The organism is Pseudomonas sp. (assembly GCF_048269965.1).
Lineage (GTDB): Bacteria > Pseudomonadota > Gammaproteobacteria > Pseudomonadales > Pseudomonadaceae > Aquipseudomonas.
On sequence record NZ_JBLWTV010000035.1, the window covers coordinates 1 to 14,465 of the forward strand.

Annotated in this window: 15 protein-coding genes; 8 read left to right on the top strand and 7 right to left on the bottom strand. The window is 63.0% G+C overall.

The genetic code is table 11. The features are described from left to right. Window positions 1–303 precede the first annotated feature (303 nt). On the top strand, window positions 304–645 hold the full coding sequence (locus ACN0X6_RS23770) for a PilZ domain-containing protein (protein ID WP_160018759.1): 342 nt from the start codon (window positions 304–306) through the stop codon (window positions 643–645). Between the two features lie 114 nt (window positions 646–759). On the opposite strand, the gene flhA is transcribed toward ACN0X6_RS23770, so the two are convergent. From flhA to ACN0X6_RS23805, 7 genes are read right to left on the bottom strand one after another with little or no spacing between them, the layout of a single operon-like run. Further along, window positions 760–2,856, bottom strand: coding sequence for a flagellar biosynthesis protein FlhA (gene flhA, locus ACN0X6_RS23775; RefSeq protein WP_417707729.1), 2,097 nt, complete (start codon window positions 2,854–2,856; stop codon window positions 760–762). Window positions 2,857–2,859: 3 nt separating this feature from the next. Beyond that, on the bottom strand, window positions 2,860–3,993 hold the full coding sequence (gene flhB / locus ACN0X6_RS23780) for a flagellar biosynthesis protein FlhB (RefSeq protein WP_417707730.1): 1,134 nt from the start codon (window positions 3,991–3,993) through the stop codon (window positions 2,860–2,862). Beyond that, a complete protein-coding gene (gene fliR / locus ACN0X6_RS23785) occupies window positions 3,986–4,780 on the bottom strand; it encodes a flagellar biosynthetic protein FliR (RefSeq protein ID WP_417707732.1) in 795 nt (264 codons plus the stop codon). The genes flhB and fliR overlap by 8 nt, the downstream gene beginning before the upstream one ends. Window positions 4,781–4,783: 3 nt before the next feature. Further along, entirely contained in the window at window positions 4,784–5,056 is a 273-nt protein-coding gene (locus ACN0X6_RS23790) for a flagellar biosynthetic protein FliQ (protein ID WP_037051071.1), read from the bottom strand. A gap of 12 nt (window positions 5,057–5,068) precedes the next feature. Beyond that, complete coding sequence (gene fliP, locus ACN0X6_RS23795; RefSeq protein WP_417707776.1) at window positions 5,069–5,821, bottom strand: flagellar type III secretion system pore protein FliP; 753 nt, start codon at window positions 5,819–5,821, stop codon at window positions 5,069–5,071. Next, window positions 5,821–6,192 (bottom strand): flagellar motor switch protein FliN, encoded by a 372-nt coding sequence (gene fliN, locus ACN0X6_RS23800; RefSeq protein WP_045735562.1) that lies wholly within the window; start codon window positions 6,190–6,192, stop codon window positions 5,821–5,823. Before fliN ends, fliP begins: the two co-directional genes overlap by 1 nt. Next, on the bottom strand, window positions 6,189–7,028 hold the full coding sequence (locus ACN0X6_RS23805) for a FliM/FliN family flagellar motor switch protein (RefSeq protein WP_417707734.1): 840 nt from the start codon (window positions 7,026–7,028) through the stop codon (window positions 6,189–6,191). Before ACN0X6_RS23805 ends, fliN begins: the two co-directional genes overlap by 4 nt. Window positions 7,029–7,507: 479 nt before the next feature. Between ACN0X6_RS23805 and ACN0X6_RS23810 the strand changes: the two genes are divergently transcribed. From ACN0X6_RS23810 to ACN0X6_RS23840, 7 genes are read left to right on the top strand one after another with little or no spacing between them, the layout of a single operon-like run. Beyond that, window positions 7,508–8,917, top strand: coding sequence for a sigma-54 interaction domain-containing protein (locus ACN0X6_RS23810; protein WP_417707736.1), 1,410 nt, complete (start codon window positions 7,508–7,510; stop codon window positions 8,915–8,917). A gap of 12 nt (window positions 8,918–8,929) precedes the next feature. Next, window positions 8,930–9,265, top strand: a complete 336-nt coding sequence (locus tag ACN0X6_RS23815; protein WP_417707738.1) for a flagellar hook-basal body complex protein FliE — start codon at window positions 8,930–8,932, stop codon at window positions 9,263–9,265. Window positions 9,266–9,284: 19 nt separating this feature from the next. Further along, window positions 9,285–10,970 carry a flagellar basal-body MS-ring/collar protein FliF gene (gene fliF, locus ACN0X6_RS23820; protein WP_417707740.1) on the top strand — a complete coding sequence of 562 codons (1,686 nt, stop codon included), beginning with the start codon at window positions 9,285–9,287 and terminating at the stop codon, window positions 10,968–10,970. Next, a complete protein-coding gene (locus tag ACN0X6_RS23825) occupies window positions 10,945–12,009 on the top strand; it encodes a FliG C-terminal domain-containing protein (RefSeq protein ID WP_417707742.1) in 1,065 nt (354 codons plus the stop codon). The genes fliF and ACN0X6_RS23825 overlap by 26 nt, the downstream gene beginning before the upstream one ends. A gap of 1 nt (window position 12,010) precedes the next feature. Beyond that, window positions 12,011–12,703, top strand: coding sequence for a flagellar assembly protein FliH (gene fliH / locus ACN0X6_RS23830; RefSeq protein ID WP_417707744.1), 693 nt, complete (start codon window positions 12,011–12,013; stop codon window positions 12,701–12,703). 6 nt (window positions 12,704–12,709) lie between these two features. Then, entirely contained in the window at window positions 12,710–14,026 is a 1,317-nt protein-coding gene (fliI, locus tag ACN0X6_RS23835; RefSeq protein WP_017676087.1) for a flagellar protein export ATPase FliI, read from the top strand. Further along, window positions 14,023–14,448, top strand: coding sequence for a flagellar FliJ family protein (locus tag ACN0X6_RS23840; RefSeq protein WP_417707746.1), 426 nt, complete (start codon window positions 14,023–14,025; stop codon window positions 14,446–14,448). The genes fliI and ACN0X6_RS23840 overlap by 4 nt, the downstream gene beginning before the upstream one ends. Window positions 14,449–14,465: the final 17 nt, after the last annotated feature.

Genomic DNA, 14,465 nt, shown 5'->3' on the forward strand with positions numbered 1-14,465 from the left:
CGGAGCGCCGGCCGGATCATCGTCAAGCTCCTATACGAAACCCCAGATCGCCAACGCGGTCTGGGGTTTCTTCTTTGCGGCGCGGAAAACAGGGCGCCGTAGGGTGCGGGCATCCCGGTGCGCACGGCGCACCCTACGGGGTAAAGCACGCATCGGCTCGGATTTAACTATCGGTTCGCTATGGTCGTCTTGTTCTGATGAATCACAGGCCATCAATGCGCGACTTCCTTCAGAATGATCTCGATTGATAACTCCTGATCCTTGCGATCCAACCAGACGTGGCGAGCACTAAGGCATTCTCCTATGCGTCAATCGAGTCGTATCACCTTCCGCTCCACCTTCCGCATCAAGATCAGCGATCGCGAAAGCGACACGCTGATCGGTTATGCGGGTGATGTTTCCGAATGCGGGATGAAACTGCTGAGCGATACGCCGGTGGAGCCCGGAAGTGAACTGAAGCTACGCGTGCGCATGCGTGATCGTCAGGGAGAGATGCGCCAGGTGGATGTGAACATGGTCTGTCAGTGGTCGCAGGAGAATACCCGCACAGGCTTCTTCGAAGCCGGGCTGGCCTTGCAGGAGGAGACGGCCGAGTACGTTCGGCTGATCGACGGTATGCGCAAAGTGCGCAAGGAAAAGGCTTAGGCGGGGCGGATGGCGGGACGATGAAGGGAATCGTTCTGGCGCGGTAATCTTCTTATGAGATATGAGCCGGTGGATGCGAAGAACGCATCCACCCGCGTGCTCGACGTTCGCTGATCAGCCCAGCGTGCCGAGAATATTGACGCCCACTCTTTCCGGGATCTCGTTCTGCGACAGCACATGCAGGCCCGGGCTGAACACCCGCGCATAGCGTGCCAGCAGCGGGCGTAGTTGCGGCATCACGGTAAGGATTGGCGGGTGCCCGTCCTTGCGCAACTTCTCCTTCACTACCGGCATGGTGTTCTGCAACTGATTGAGCAGGCTGGGCTCTACCGGGATGTTGTCCAGGCTCACCGGGCCGGCCTGCTGGGCGATGGCCAGGGCATTGAGCAGGGTGTTCTCCAAGGCGTTTTCGAGAATGAACACCGACAGCTCCTGGCGCTCGCCGGCGATCATGCCGACGATGCTGCGGCGCAGTGCGTAGCGCACGTCCGAGGCCAGCAATACCGGGTCTTTGGTCGACTCGCTCGCTTCGAGCAGCGTCGTCGCGATGGTGACGATATCCTTGAGCGGCACCTGCTCCTGCAGCAACTGGCGATAGACACGGTGTTGCTGGGTGTAGCTGAGCTGACTCTTCAGGCTGTCGGCCAGCTTCGGCGCCTGCACCTGAAGACGCTGCATCAGATGATCGACGTCGTCGTGCTTGAACACATCGGGCAGATGTTCGCGGATGACCTTGTTCAGGTGCGTGGCGATAACGCTGGCACAGTCGATGACCTGGTAGCCGAGGTTGAGCGCACGCGCCTTGTCCTCCGGCTGGATCCACACCACCTGCATGCGATAGGCCGGATCTACGCCGAGGATGCCATCGATCTCGCCGTAGAGCTCCGGTGAGGGGATGGCCATCATGCGATCGGCATGCAGCTCGGCGCTGTCGATCTTCTCGCCATTGATCTGGATGCTGTACTGCGATGCCTTAAGGCGCAGGCTGTCGCGGATATGCACTTCTGGCAGCAGGAAGCCGAGGCTTTCCGAGAGGGTCTGACGTACGCCGCGCACACGCTGGGTCAGCGGCGCGCCGGCGGCTTCGTTGACCAGGCCGACCAGTTTGTAGCCCAGCGACACGGACAGACGTTCGACCAGCGGGATGTCCTCCCACACCATGTTTTGCGCGCGTTCCTGTTCCATCGCCTTGCCCAATGCCTCGACCTGTTCGAGGCTGGCGGCTTCAGCGGGCGGGCCATTACGCGCCACCATCCAGGCGATGAAGGCCACCAGAGCGGCGAAACTGATGAAAGCCAGGTGCGGCATGCCTGGCACCAGCGCCAGGGTGAACAGAATGCCGGCCACGGTATAGAGCAGCGCCGGCTGGGCCAGCAACTGGCGGTTCACCTGCTGGGTGATGTCCGAGGACTCGTTGATTCGCGTGACGATGATCGCCGCCGCAGTGGACAGCAGCAGTGCCGGTATCTGCGCCACCAGGCCATCACCGATGGTCAGCAGGGCGTACTGCTGGAAGGCCTGGCCTGCGCCCAGGTCGTAGACGAACAGGCCGATGGCGAAGCCGCCGAACAGGTTGATCAGGAGGATCAGGATGCCGGCGATGGCATCGCCACGGACGAACTTCGAGGCGCCGTCCATGGCCCCGTAGAAGTCGGCTTCCTTGGCCACTTCCGCGCGGCGGCGCTTGGCTTCGTGTTGCTCGATCAGGCCGGCATTGAGGTCGGCATCGATGGCCATCTGCTTGCCCGGCAAGGCATCGAGGGTGAAGCGTGCGGTGACCTCGGAGATGCGCTCGCCGCCCTTGGTGATGACGATGAAGTTGATGATCATCAGGATCACGAACACCACCAGACCGACGATGAAGTTGCCGCCGATCACTACCTCACCGAACGACTCGATCACCTTGCCCGCCGCGCCAGTGCCGGTATGCCCCTCGAGCAGCACCACGCGGGTCGAGGCGACGTTCAGGCACAGGCGCAGCAGTGTGGTGATCAGGATCACCGTGGGGAACAGGGAAAAATCCAGCGGGCTCTTCGACGATACGCTGACCAGCAACACCAGGATGGCCATGGCGATGTTGAAGGTAAAAAGGGCATCGAGCAGCACCGGTGGCAGCGGCAGGATGACCATGGCCAGGATCGACAGGATCAGCACCGGAATACCGATACGACCGCTGCGGAAGGTGGGCGCGAGTTGCTGCAGTAGGTTCATGAATCAGCCCCTGTTGGCCAAGCTGTCGGGAATCGGGAGGTTGCTCGCCAGTTCTGGCTTGCCTCTGCGCCCTTGGCGCCAGGCCTTGAGCTGCAGGATGTAGGTCAGCACATGGGCCACGGCGGTATACAGCGGCGCCGGGATCTGCTGGTTGATCTGGGTGGTGAAGTAGATGGCGCGTGCCAGCGGCGGAATTTCCACCACCTCGAGTTCATGCTTCTTGGCCATCTGACGCATGTACAGGGCGGTTTCATCGACGCCCTTGGCCAGCACGAAGGGCGCGGCGGCCTTCTTGGTGTCGTACTTGAGCGCCACGGCGTAGTGCGTGGGGTTGACGATGACCACGTCGGCGTTCTTGATCACCTTGCTGATTTGTCTCTGCAACATCTGCCGTTGCAGCTGCTTGATGCGCGCCTTGACCTCGGGACGGCCCTCTTGATTCTTGTGCTCCTCCTTGCGCTCCTGCTTGGTCATGCGCATCTTCTTGAGGAAGAAGTAGCGCTGCAGCGGGATGTCGATGAAGGAAAACACCACGAAGATCAGCATCAGGCACAGGGTCAGATTGAAGGTCAGGTTCAGGGCCGCCGAGATCGCCTCGAACACGCTGCTGCGTTGCAGCGCGATCAGGTCCGGGAGGGCCGCGCGCACCAGGACATAGCCGACACCGAGCAGCACCAGGACCTTGAGGATCGACTTGAGCAGTTCACTCCAGTTCTGCGCCGAGAAGATCTTGCCCAGGCCGGTAATGGGATTGAGCTTGCTGAATTTCGGGGCAAAGTTTTTCGCGGAAAACACCCAGCCGCCTGGTACCAGAGACAGCACTACCACCAGCACGGAAGTGAGCAGCAGGGGCGACAGCAGTTTGATGAACACCAGCATGTTGTAGCCAAGCAGGGTGTCGAGGTCATCCAGGCCGATCTCGCTATGCCCGAACTGGATGTACGACAGGCGGAAACTGTCGCTGAGCCCCTCCAGGAAAAGTCCGGCGCTGAACTTGAGGATGAACAGGGTGGCGATCAGCGAGACGGTGGTCGACAGGTCCTTGGAGCGCGCGACCTGGCCGTCATCCTTGCTCTTTTTCAGTTTGTGCGCGGAGGCCTCTTCCGTCTTTTCCTGGCCGCTGTTCTGCTCAGACATCGCCGCCCTCGCGCAGAATCACACCGATGCCGTTGAGCAGCTCGCGTGTCAGGTGCAGGTAGCTGTCGGGCAGATTGGGCAGAGTCAGATAGATGCACAGCAGGCCCATCAGGATGCTGATGGGAAAGCCCAGGGAGAACAGATTCATGGCCGGCGAAATACGGTTGAGCAAGCCGAAGCAGAACTGCACCAGGGTCAGGCAGAACACCACGGGCAAGGTAACCAGCACGGCGGCGGCCAATACCCAGGCGAAGGCCTGCACGAAGCTTTGTGCGCCCAGGTAATGCAGGCCGCTGCCGACCGGCCAGAACAGGAAGCTCTGATACAGCACGCTGATGGTGACCAGGTGGCCGTCGATAGCGAAGAACAGCAGCACCAGCAGGATGAAGTACAGCTGGTAGATGATCGAAGACGACGACACGCCGTTCACCGGGTCGTTGTAGCGCGCCATGCTCATGCCCATCTGCGTCGACACCACCTCACCGACCACCATGAAAATGGTGAACACCAGTTGCAGGGTCAGCCCCAGCAGCACGCCGAAAGCGATCTGTTCCAACGCAGTCATCAGACCCTTCAGTGAAAGCGGATCGATCTTCGGCATGTCCGGCAGCGCCGCGCCAAGGGCAATGGTCAAGGCCAGGGCGAGGAGGATGCGCACGCGCACCGAGACTGCCTTGTGATTGAACAGTGGCGCCATGCTGAGCAGGGCAACGATGCGGCAGAACGGCCACCAATAAGCCTGCAGACTGGTCAGATACTGGCTGGCATGCAGCACGGGTTCGGACATGCTTCAGCCCACCAGATGTCCGGCCTGCTTGAAGGTCTCGATGAACAGATCCCCCAGCGTGCGCAGGATCCAGTGGCCGGCGAACACCAGCATCGCCAGGGTGATCAGCAGACGCGGGAGGAAGCTGAGCATCTGTTCGTTGATCTGCGTGGCCGCCTGGAAAATGCTCACCAGCAGGCCGCCGAGCAGGCTCGGTACTACCAGTACGCAGACGATCAGGCCAGTGATATAGACCGCGTGAGCCACCAGCTCGGCGGCGTGTTCGGGCGTGAGCATCGCGTAGCCTCGCTAATAGGGCTGAATACTGGTGGTGAGGGTGCCGACCAGCAGCGCCCAGCCATCGACCAGAACGAAGATCAGCAGCTTGAACGGCAGCGAGATCATCATCGGCGAGAGCATCATCATGCCCATCGCCATCAGTACGCTGGCCACCACCAGGTCGATCACCAGAAAGGGCACGAAGATCATGAAACCGAGCTGAAAGGCGGTCTTCAGCTCACTGAGCACGAAGGCCGGCAGCAGCAGGGAGAAGTCCAGCTGGGCCAGGTCCTCTGGCATTTCCTCGCCGGCCAGTGCGACCAGGGTTTCCAGCGAGTTCTTGCTGGTCTGCGCCAGCATGAACTGGCTGATGATGCGCTTGCCTTCGCCCAGGCCCTGTTCGAGGCTGATCTGGTCGGCCTCGAACGGCACGTAGGCCTCGGTGTACATCTCCTGCCACACCGGGCGCATCACCAGCAGCGTGAGGCACAGGGCGATGCCGACCAGCACCGGGTTGGGCGGGCTCTGCTGCAGGCCGATGGCCTGGCGCAGGATGGCCAGGACGATGATGAAGCGGGTGAAGCAGGTCATCATCATCAACATGGCCGGGAGAAAACCCAGCAGCGTCATGATCAGCAGGATCTGCAACTTGACGCTCAGGGTCTGGCCATCTTCGCTGTCGTTGAAGTTGAACAGGGTAATGTCGCCGCCGGCCGCCTGGGCCAGCAACGGGCAGCACAGGGCTGCCAGCAGCAGGCCGGATTGCAGCACACGGCGCAGCATCACACGCCCAGCCCGCTGAGGCCGCTACCGGACAGCTCGACGATGCGCAGGCCGTAGTTGCCGTTCATCACCACCACTTCGGCCTTGGCGAACAGCGCGCCGTTGACCTTCACGTCCAGCGGTTCGCCGGCCAGCTTGTCGAGGGCGATCACGCTGCCTGCGTCGACGTCCATCAACTCCTTGAGGGTGATCTCGGTGGAGGCCACTTCCAGGGTGACGTTGACCGGGATCTTGCCGAAGAAGCTCAGGTCCTGCTGCGGCAGGCTGGCAGGCGCTTGCTCCGGGGCGGAGTCGCTGACGGCCTCATCGAGATTGAGGCCGGCGTCGTTGATCAGGCTGTCGAAATCGTTATCGGAAATAGGGCTGCTCATGGGGTCTTCACGCTCTCAAGAGAAGTCAGGAACAAGGAGCCGTCGTCTTCGAAGATGGCGCCGCGAAACAGCTTCTGCTGGTTGATCTGTACATCGCAGCGCTCCAGCAGGCGCATCGGCAGGATGTCGCCGGGGCGCAGGGCAAGCACTTGCGACAGTGGCATCTGCAGGCTGGCTACCACGCAGTCCAGGCGCACCGGCAACTGGCGAATCTGATTGAGCGAGTTGCCGCCCTGAGTCACCGGGGCCGGGGTCGTGAGGCGGCTGGTCAGCTCATCGACCAGCTGTGTATCCAGATAGATGAAGATCGAGGCCTGGCTGCCGGTGATATGGCTGGTGAAGTGGAACTCTGCCACGTACTCCCAGGCTGCTTCTTCATAGGTGTTGTCGTAAGGCTCGAGCTTGCCGAAGGTCTGGCCGGCGAGAATCGAGCGGGCGAACAACTGGGTCACGTCCATGCCCAGGCGGGTACGCATGCGCTGCTCCGACGTACTCACTGGCGGCGCTTCATGGTTGGGCAGGCAGGTGCCGCCGTAGTAACACTCCAGCGCTTCGGTCAGCAGGGCGCGGTCCATGGCGAAACCGACCTTGCCCAGTGTCGAGCGATACAGGCACTCGGCCTCTTTATTCACCTGCTCGTGAACATCGACGCGCAGCAGTTCGAGATTGATCCGATAGTTACGCAGAAAGTAGTCACTGATAATGCGTGGATACTTGCTGGAGAGCTCGCGAATATAGTGGGGAATCTTGTGGTAATGCCGGCCAAGTTTCTGCGGTTTCAACCGGGTCAGACTGTCGGCGGGCACGCCATGAAGGACTTTTTTAATCCCGGTCATGTTGTGGGCTGTATTCCTGGTTGTAACTGCGCGTGCACCATCGAGCAATTCGATAGGCGTGCAGAGAATGGTTTGATATGCCGGCGGGCGTTGGCAGCAATGCCTTGGCCATGGCGTCGAATTCATCCGGGAATGAGTACGCAGGCCCGTGATGACGAGGAGGAGTCTAGGCTGGGGGAGGGGGAGAAATTAAATCAATAGATATCAAATGCCGTCTTTGATAGCGATTTGCCGGCATTGATGGGAAATAACAACAAGTAATTCGTCGATTTTCTGTGCGCTTGTTAACGTTCGCGCCGTGATCCGTTGCGCGTATATATGGCACGCCGCCAAGTGCTGCCGAAGTTGACCAATACAAGCGACGGAAAGTTTCGAAAGATTAAGGGGCCGCGTGAAAAAAATCTGTCATCTGCTTGGCAGTTTTGCACACAGGGTCGAATGCCGCCGCCGGGCTCATGAAAGACATCGGGTGATTTACCTTGAAGCATTCAACTCAAACGGTAAGTTACGCCTGCGACGAGTTGTTCAATGAACAGCTGGGGCAGCAACACATCGTCGTGATCGGTCAGGCCGATGCGGCCAGCGAGCGCCTGTTGACCGGTGGTCTGCTACGCCAGGGCTTTCAGGTACGCCGCTTCGCCAGCTGCCTGGAACTTGACCCGCGCGCACTGGAAGCTGCCAGCCTGGTGCTGGTGTTCGTCAGCAGCCTGGCGGGCAACACCCTTTATGCACAGGTAGACGCCATCCTGCGCCAGGTCGGTCGCGTGGGTGTAGTGCCGGTCGTGGAGTATGCCGACCAGGAGAAAGCTGCAGCCTTGCTCGAACTGGGCTGTGTCGACTACCTCCTGGCGCCTTTCAGCGAAGCCCAGCTCAGTGCGCTGCTGCGCCGTCAGGAATCGGCCAGCGCTGGCGAAGAGGGATTCGTTTCCTGCTCGCAGGCCGGCCGCCGTTTGCTGGCCATGGCTCAGCGCGTGGCCATGACCCGCGCGCCCATCCTGATCACTGGCGAGACCGGCACCGGCAAGGAGCTGATGGCTCGCTACATTCACCGCTTTTCCGCGCAGGATGATGCGCCCTTCATCGCCGTGAACTGTGCGGCGATACCCGAGCAGATGCTCGAATCCATTCTCTTTGGCCACGAAAAGGGTGCCTTCACCGGTGCCGTGAGTGCTCAGCCCGGCAAGTTCGAGTTGGCCAATGGCGGAACGCTGTTGCTCGACGAGATCGGTGAACTGCCGCTTGGCCTGCAGGCCAAGCTGTTGCGCGTGTTGCAGGAGCAGCGCGTCGAGCGTCTCGGCGGGCGCCGGGAAATTGCCCTGGACGTGCGCATCATCGCGGCCACCAACCGCGATCTGCAGCAGGAAGTGGCAGAGGGCCGTTTCCGCGCCGACCTGATGTTCCGCCTCGACGTGTTGCCGCTGCACATCAGCCCGCTGCGCGAGCGCAGGGAAGACGTTCTGGCGCTGGCGCGGCGCTTCATCCGCCAGTACGCCCCGCAGGACGCTCGTCACGAACTGCTCACCGAAGATGCCTGCCGTGCGCTGCTGGCGCATGACTGGCCGGGCAATGTGCGCGAGCTGGAGAACTGCCTGCAGCGCGCGCTGATTCTGCGCAATGGTCTGTACATCCAGGCTCAGGACCTGGGCCTCAGCGTACCTGTGAGCAACGTGCCAGAACAGGCGCCACGTCTGCAGCCGCAGGCGCTCGAAGGTGGCAAGGCAGCCTTGCGCGCGAGCGGCAAGTGGGCCGAGTACCAACATGTGATCGACACCATCCGCCGTTTCGGTGGGCACAAGACCAAGGCCGCCGAAAGCCTTGGCATGACCCCGCGCGCACTGCGCTATCGCCTCAACGCCATGCGCGAGCAGGGCGTTCAGATTCCCGTCTAGGAGAAGCAAAGGATGAATTCGATTAGCCAGGTGCAGCAGGACCTGCTGGGCCGCATGGAGCAACTCAAAAGTCTCAGCGAGGCGACGCCGATCAAGCCGGCGCAGGCTTTTGCCGTGCAGCCCGGAGAGCCCGGCTTTGCCGCTGCTTTCGACAATGCGGTGCGCGCCGTGGACTTGCAGCAGCATCGTTCCGGCGAGCTGATGGCCGCGGTCGACAGCGGGCAGAGCGATGACCTGGTGGGGGCGATGATCGAGAGCCAGAAGGCCAGCGTCTCGTTCAGTGCGTTGATGCAGGTGCGCAACAAGCTATCCAGCGCTTTCGACGACATCATGAAGATGCCGCTGTAAGCGGACCGGGGGCTGACGCGTGCTGCAGACCATAAGAAGCAAGCTGCCTGAACACGGGCTGAAACTCGATCCACGCATGACCCTGATCGGCCTTGCGCTGATCGCCGCCTTGCTGGCGGTTGGTGTGGTGTTCTACCTCTGGCGCGACCAGGGCTCTTTCCGGCCGCTGTATGGCAGTGGCGAAGCCTATCCGGCCGCCGAGGTGATGCAGGTGCTCGACGGTGACGCGATCATCTACCGCCTGCATCCGCAGAGCGGTCAGGTGTTGGTGCGCGAGGATCAGCTGGGCCGCGCGCGCATGTTGCTGGCCGCCAAGGGCGTGCAGGTCAAGGTGCCGGCCGGCTACGAGCTGTTCGACAAGGACGAGCCGCTGGGCACCAGCCAGTTCGTCCAGGATGTGCGCCTCAAGCGCAGCCTGGAGGGTGAGCTGGCGCGTACGGTGATGGCGCTCAAGGGCGTGGAAGGCGCGCGCGTGCACCTGGCGTTGCAGGAGAGCAGCTCCTTCGTGGTCGGCAAGCGCGAGCCGGGCAAGGCCTCGGTGATGCTGCAGCTGGCGCCGGGCTACAAGTTGGCGCCGGAGCAGGTCAGCGCCATCGTCAACCTGGTGGCTGGCAGCGTGCCGCAGCTCGACGCGGGCAATGTTCAGGTCGTCGACCAGTATGGCGCACTGCTGTCGCGCGGTATCGACACACTGGGCGGCCCGGTACAGAACTGGCAGGTGGTCGACGACTACCAGAACAAGGCCGTGACCAATGCCGAGGCGGTGCTGGCGCCGGTGCTCGGCGGTGGCAACTACCGTATCAGCGTGTCTGCCGACATCGACTTCAGCCAGAAGGAAGAGACCTTCCAGTCCTACGGCGAGACGCCGCGCCTGCGCAACGAAGTGCTGCGCGACGAGAGCGTGCTCGATCAGTTGGCACTCGGCGTTCCCGGCGCGTTGGCCAACCGTCCGCCGCAGCCTGCGCCGGAGCCGCCTGCCGATCAGGCACAGGCGGGCGCTCAGGCGGAGCCTGCCAATCCGGCGGCGACCTCGCTGCGCAAGGAGTCCAATCGCCAGCTGGATTACGACCAGAGCGTCACTCACGTCAAGCATGCGCCCTTCAGCCTGCGTCAGCAGAGCATCGCCGTGGTGCTCAATGCCGCCGTGGCGCCAGAGGGCGGCTGGACGCCCGAGGCGCGCGCCGAGCTTGAGGCGATGGTCAAGAGCGCGGTGGGATTCAACCAGGCGCGCGGTGATCTGCTGACGCTGAGCGTCTTCCCCTTCACCGATGCCGGGATCGGCAGTGCCGGTGAGGAGCTGCTGCCCTGGTGGGAAAACGCCAAGGTGCATGACCTGGCCAAGCTCGGCGTGTTCGCCCTGATCAGCCTGTTGCTGTTGCTGATGGTGGTGCGTCCTGCGGTGCGCAGCCTGAGCCAGCGCAGCCAGCCTTCTACGCCGTTGGCGGTCGAGAGCGACGAACAGCTCGCGCTGCACGCCGAGCGCGCAGCGGAGCGCCTGCTGGCGCGCGTTGGCGACGATGCGCCGGGCGCTACCGTACTCGGCGAACTCAGCCCCCTGTCGGAGATTCGCCTGCCGGCGCCTGGCTCGGGCCTGGAGCTACAGATCGAACACCTGCAAATGCTGGCCAAGAACGATCCCGAGCGTGTCTCGGAAGTCATCAAACAGTGGATAGGGCGTAATGAACGAGACCTCAACCCAGCCTGACGGCCGCGGCGGCTCCACCGCCCAGGAAATGCGCCTGCGCGTGCAGAAGCGATCGCTGAGTACGTCCGAGCAGGCCGCCATTCTCATGCTGAGCATGGGTGACGAGATTTCTGCTGGCGTGCTCAGGCACTTCTCGCGCGAAGAGATCGTCAGCATCAGCCAGGCAATGGCGCGGCTGTCCAACGTCAAGCAACCGATGGTGTCCGACGTCATCGGTCGCTTCTTCGAGGACTACAAGGAGCAGAGCAGCATCAAGGGCGCTTCGCGCGGCTACCTCGATGGCATGCTCAGCAAGGCGCTGGGCAGTGAAATCACCCGCTCGCTGCTCGACAGCATCTACGGCGAGGAGATCCGCGCCAAGATGGCCAAGATGGAGTGGCTCGACCCCAAGCAGTTCGCCGCGCTGATCGCCAAGGAGCACGCGCAGATGCAGGCGGTGTTCCTCGCCTTCCTGCCGCCGGGCATGGCCAGCGAAGTGCTCGAATGCATGCCCAAGGAGCGCCAGGACGAGCTGCTGTATCGCATCGCCAACCTCAGCGAGGTCAACAGCGACGTCATCGCCGAGCTGGAGCAGTTGATCGAGCGCAGCCTGGCGGTGCTCAGCACGCAGGGCTCGCAGGTGCGCGGGGTCAAGCAGGCGGCGGACATCATGAACCGCTTCAAGGGCGATCGCGGGCAGATGTTCGAACTGCTGCGCGCCCATGACGATCAGTTGGTCGAGCGCATCGAGGATGAAATGTACGACTTCTTCATCCTCTCGCGGCAGAACCAGGACGTGCTGCAGGCGCTGCTCGAAGCCGTGCCGCTGGAAGAGTGGGTGGTCGCCCTCAAGGGCGCCGAGCCCGAGCTGGTACGCGCCATCACCGGCGCAATGCCCAAGCGCCAGGCCCAGCAGATGGAGTCGATCAACCGGCGCCAGGGCCCGGTACCGTTGAGCCGCGTCGAGCAGGTGCGCAAGGACATCATGGCCGTGGTGCGTGAAATGTCGGCCAGCGGCGAGCTGCAGGTGCAGCTGTTCCGCGAACAGACGGTGGAATGACATGACGGTCAAGGTAATCAGCGGCGACGTCCGCCCGTGGCGCGCCTATCGCTTCCCCCCGCGCAGCAGCCAGCCAGCCGTGGACTGGAGCGGCGATGCCGCCGGCCTGCAGCGGGCCATGGCCGATGGCTTTCAGCAGGGCATCGAGAAGGGTTACCAGGACGGCCTGCAGCAGGGTGAGGAAGCCGGGCGTCAGGCCGGCTTCGAGCAGGGCCGCGACGAGGGACTGAAGCTCGGGCGCGAGCAGGGTTGCAGTGAAGGTCGGCGCGAATTCGAACTGGCCGCGCAGCCGCTGCAGCAGATCAGCGAGAAGGTCGAGCAGTACCTGGGCGAGCTGGAGCACAAGCGCCGTCAGGAGCTGCTCGAGCTGGTCAAGAAGGTGTCGCAGCAGGTGATCCGCTGCGAGCTCACGCTGCATCCAACCCAGTTGCTGGCGCTGGTCGAGGAGGCGCTGACCAGCATGCCGGGCGAGCCCGAGGATGTGCAGGTATTGCTCAGCCCCGAAGAATACGCGCGGATCAGGGCGCTGGCGCCGGAGCGCGCGGCGAACTGGAAGCTGGTCGCTGACGAGCGCCTGGCGCTGGGCGAGTGCCGCGTGGTTACGCCGCAGGCCGAAGCCGACGTGGGTTGCCAGCAGCGCCTGGACGCCTGCATCGACACCCTGGCCGAACATCTGCATTTGACCGAGGCCTGATCCCGCATGCTGGATTACAAGCTCGACGAAGCGCTGCGCTCGCTCGATGGCGTGCAACTGGCCAAGGTGGCCGGGCGCCTGGTGCGGGTCTCCGGCATGCTGCTGGAGAGCCTCGGCTGCCAGCGCAGCACCGGCCAGCGCTGTCGCGTCGAGCAGGCCGATGGCAGCCTGCTGGATGCCCAGGTGGTCGGCTTCAACCGCGATATCACCTACCTCATGCCGTTCAAGAAGCCGGTCGGCCTGGCCGCCGGCTCGCGGGTATTCCCGGCCAAGGACGAAGCGCTGCTGCAGATCGACGAATCCTGGTTAGGGCGCGTGGTCAACGGTCTCGGCGAGCCGCTGGACGAGCGCGGCAAGCTCAGCGGACGCGACCCGTTGCCGGTCGAGCTGCCCAGGGTCAACCCGCTCAGGCGGCGACCGGTGGAGGCCGCGCTGGACGTCGGCGTGCGCGCCATCAATGGCCTGCTGACCCTCGGCAAGGGGCAGCGTGTCGGCCTGTTCGCCGGCTCCGGGGTGGGCAAGAGCGTGCTGCTGGGCATGATCACCCGGCAGACCAAGGCCGATGTGGTAGTGGTCGGGCTGATTGGCGAGCGCGGGCGTGAGGTGCAGGAATTCATCCTTCACTCGCTCGGCGAGGAAGGGCTGCGCAAGGCCGTGGTCGTCGTGGCGCCGGCCAATGAATCACCGCTGATGCGCCTGAAGGCCACCGAGCTGTGCCACAGCATCGCCGCCTATTTCCGCGATCAGGGCCAGGACGTGCTGCTGCTGGTCGACTCGCTGACTCGCTATGCCATGGCCCAGCGTGAGATCGCCCTGGCCCTCGGCGAGCCGCCAGCCACCAAGGGCTATCCGCCATCGGTATTCGGCATGCTGCCGGAGCTGGTGGAAAGCGCCGGCAATGGAGAGAGCGGCAGCGGCAGTCTCAGTGCCATCTACACCGTGCTGGCCGAAGGCGACGACCATCAGGACCCGATCGTCGATTGCGCGCGGGCGATTCTCGACGGTCACATCGTGCTCTCAAGGCGTCTGGCCGATGTCGGCCACTACCCGGCCATCGACATTTCCGCTTCGGTCAGCCGCTGCATGAGCCAGGTCGGTGAAGCAGCACATCTGGCGGCCGGGCGGCAGTTCAAGGAGTTCTACAGCACCTTCGAGAAGATCAAGGAGCTGATCCCGCTCGGCGGCTATACGCCGGGTATGGACGCCAAGACCGACCGCGCCGTGCAGCTGGCGCCCAGCCTCGAACGCTTCCTGCGCCAGGAGGTCGGCAGCGGTGCCGAACTCGGCGCCAGCATCGCCACCTTGCAGAGCATCATCAAATGAAAGAACAGCTGGAAGTACTCGGTCGCCTGGCCAGTTTGCGTGGCAACCGTGTGCAGCAGATGCTCGGGCGGGTCAGCTATCAGCAGAACCTGTGTCAGCGTTATCGCAACAACATCACCGGGCTCAGCCGCCTGTGCGGTTTCAGCGTACCGATGACCACGCCGCTGCAGCGCGACAACCAGCAGCGCTACAAGGCGACGCTGTACAAGATGGTCGAACTGCAGCGCCGCGAGCTGGCGCTGGCCGAGGAGAACCTGGCGCGCATTCAGCGCGAGCTGCTGGCGGCGATGCGCAGCGAGAAGGTCATCACCCAGTTTCTCGAGGGCAAGATGGGCGAGTGGCAGGATCTGCTTGCCCGTCAGGAGCAGAAGATCCAGGATGGCCTGGCCGCGCAGGCCTGGTGGCGAGCCCAGGTCAGTTAATTTTTACCCGACGCATT